This is a genomic window from Thomasclavelia sp. (genome assembly GCF_017889095.1).
Taxonomy (GTDB): domain Bacteria; phylum Bacillota_I; class Bacilli_A; order Erysipelotrichales; family Coprobacillaceae; genus Thomasclavelia.
On record NZ_JAGHEW010000407.1, the window covers coordinates 1 to 2,358 of the forward strand.

Here is a 2,358-nt window from a genome sequence, read left to right on the forward strand (position 1 = left end):
AGCTTTACTAGGTGCTTCTTCAATCATCATTTGATTTCTTCGCTGAATTGAACAATCACGTTCACCTAAATGAATGACATTACCATAATTATCAGCTAAAATTTGGAATTCAATATGTTTTGGATTTAAGATCAATTTTTCTAAATACATATCATCATCGCCAAAACAAGCTTTAGCTTCCGCTTTGGCGGTTAAATACGCATCTTCAAACTCTTCTTCACTAAAAGCTTTACGCATTCCACGACCACCGCCACCAGCTGATGCTTTAATTAAAACGGGATAACCAATTCGATTAGCACAAGCTTTAGCTTCTTCAACCGTATTAACACTGCCATCACTACCAGGAACAACCGGAACCCCAGCATCAATCATTTTTTGACGGGCCATACTTTTATTTCCCATCATATCAATAACATCACCACTAGGACCAATAAATGTCATTCCACATTCTTCAACTAATCTGGCAAAAGTTGAATTTTCTGATAAAAATCCAAAGCCTGGATGAATTGCATCACAACCTAAAGCGGTAGCAGCACTTAAAATATTTTTCATATTTAAATAACTATCAGCCGCTTTAGCTGGTCCAATACATACAGCATAATCAGCTAATTGAACATGTAATGAAGTACTATCAACATTTGAATATACGGCAACAGCTTCAATGCCTAATTCTTGACAAGTACGAATAATTCGCACAGCTATTTCGCCACGATTTGCAATTAAAATTCTTTTAAACATCACTAATTACCTTCAATTAACATTAATACTTGATCAAATTCAACTAAATCTTCACTACTTGCCATAATTGCAGTAACAGTACCATCAATTGGTGCTTTAATTTCATTCATTACTTTCATCGCTTCAACAATACATAAAACTTGTCCCGCTTTTACTTTGCTGCCAACTTCTACATACGGTTTTGCAGTTGGTGAACTAGCTGCATAGAATACCCCAACGATTGGTGATTTAACTGGTGTACCACTTACTTCTGGTTCTTTAGTTTCAGCTTCTTTACTTGCTTCAACAACAGGAGCAGGCATTGGAGCAGCTACTGGCTGCATTGGTGCTGGAGCACTGACTACATTAACTGGAGCTGGTGGTGCTTTTTCTAATTCTAATTTTATATCTTCAATTTCTACTTTCATTTTAAAAACTTCAGCGTTTTCAAATTCAGCAATTAACTGTTTTACTAAATCGATTTTCATAAAATCCTCCTTTATTTTGAATATCAAAGTAATTTTTCAAAAAAATTATTACCCAGTTTCTCTGGGTAATAATATTAATCGTTTGTTTCTTAAGAATTTGCTTCGATATAATCAACAATATCCTGAACAGTTTTCATTTCTGTAGCTTTTTCATCAGGAATTTCAACATCAAATTCTTCTTCAACTGCCATAATTAATTCAACAGCATCTAAAGAATCAGCTTCTAAATCCTCTTTTAAGCTAGCTTCTAAAGTTACTTTATCTTCATCACAACTTAAAGAATCTACGATAATTTCTTTTACTTTTTCAAATACCACGTTATATTTCCTCCTCGTGTTTATTACGCCCCCATTATATTAGAAATATAAATATTTGTAAATAGTTTGATGTTCAAAATTTTTATCAAAAAATGAAAAAAACGCTAAACCACTAGTAAAATCAAGTGTTTTAGCGATAAATTTTTTCACTTATTTATTTTCAAAAACCATATTTTTCCCCAAATATTCATCATTTTTCGACAATTTAACAAAGTTAAACAACTAATTCTTCAGGACTGTTAAAGACCATTTTAGCCATCTTTCCATCAACCTTGAAACCATTCCAAGTTACTAAACCAAAAGTCACATTAGCTATGTTAGCACATTCAATGTCTAACTTACTATCGTATCATTACAGCTTATGATTGCGGTTTTGATAATCCTAGTTATTTTTCCATACAATTTAAAAAGATTACTAACATGACTCCAAGAGCATATCGTAATCTTCATTATATTACATAAAAGAATTTCCTTTATTTGTTTATCAAAAAATCCAAACTATATAATTATTGTTTTAATTAACGGATAATATTTCAAGTCAGTTTCAAAACGATCAATCAATCATCAAATAAAACACCAGTTCCTAATTTCTATGATCAACCGTTTGACTATCAATAAAACTGTATTAAATTTCTCTCTTAATTATAGGCGGAAAATTACACATTCTAAAAAAATATAGATGTCTTTTTATACTGAATTTAGCCAATAAAAAGGTGTCAATCTTTTTATTGACACCTTATATCATTAATAAAATTATCTTTAAATTATATTAAGCAAACAATTGAAGTAACCATTTGAAAAACGCTGGAAATACAGAATAATCAAAATCATTTGAC

Annotated in this window: 4 protein-coding genes; 1 reads left to right on the forward strand and 3 read right to left on the reverse strand. The window is 31.2% G+C overall.

All coding sequences use genetic code 11. From position 1 onward, the window contains the following. The 3 genes from J7M77_RS16755 to acpP all read right to left on the reverse strand — a co-directional run. Positions 1-738 (reverse strand): biotin carboxylase N-terminal domain-containing protein (locus tag J7M77_RS16755; RefSeq protein WP_296880639.1); only part of this gene is annotated, 738 nt, incomplete at its 3' end. 2 nt (positions 739-740) lie between these two features. Beyond that, positions 741-1,205, reverse strand: coding sequence for an acetyl-CoA carboxylase biotin carboxyl carrier protein (gene accB, locus J7M77_RS16760; RefSeq protein WP_296880641.1), 465 nt, complete (start codon positions 1,203-1,205; stop codon positions 741-743). 89 nt (positions 1,206-1,294) lie between these two features. Further along, positions 1,295-1,522 (reverse strand): acyl carrier protein, encoded by a 228-nt coding sequence (acpP, locus tag J7M77_RS16765; RefSeq protein WP_367237059.1) that lies wholly within the window; start codon positions 1,520-1,522, stop codon positions 1,295-1,297. 351 nt (positions 1,523-1,873) lie between these two features. Between acpP and J7M77_RS16955 the strand changes: the two genes are divergently transcribed. Continuing rightward, positions 1,874-1,984 (forward strand): helix-turn-helix domain-containing protein, encoded by a 111-nt coding sequence (locus J7M77_RS16955; protein WP_367237061.1) that lies wholly within the window; start codon positions 1,874-1,876, stop codon positions 1,982-1,984. Positions 1,985-2,358 lie beyond the last annotated feature (374 nt).

Bases quoted from the DNA above. Each gene is read 5' to 3' on its own strand.
- accB (WP_296880641.1), bottom strand. From the start codon at position 1,205: ATGAAAATCGATTTAGTAAAACAGTTAATTGCTGAATTTGAAAACGCT.